This is a genomic window from Pseudomonas juntendi (genome assembly GCF_009932375.1).
Taxonomy (GTDB): Bacteria; Pseudomonadota; Gammaproteobacteria; order Pseudomonadales; family Pseudomonadaceae; genus Aquipseudomonas; species Aquipseudomonas juntendi.
This window is the reverse complement of the sequence record NZ_BLJG01000493.1, coordinates 1-214: the sequence shown is the minus strand read 5'-3', so window position 1 is coordinate 214 and position 214 is coordinate 1. Positions and strand designations below refer to the sequence as shown.

Sequence of the window (214 nt, the reverse complement as noted above, 5' to 3'; positions counted from 1 at the left end):
GTAGTTGGCGACCACGTAGGCCTGCTGTACCGGCACCACTGCCAGCAGCGGCTGGCCGGGCACCACGTACTGGCCAGCACGCACGCGGCGTTGGCCCACGATGCCAGCGAGCGGGGCGCGAATCACGGTGTCGTGCTGGTCCTGTCTGGCCAGTTGCCGGCGAGCCTGGGCGTGGTCCAAGGCGGCTGCGCGCTGTTGCAGTTCGGCGTCGGCC

1 pseudogene is annotated in these 214 nt (G+C 71.0%); it reads right to left on the bottom strand.

From position 1 onward, the window contains the following. Positions 1 to 214: pseudogene (locus GYA94_RS26905) on the bottom strand (HlyD family secretion protein); the annotation flags it as partial.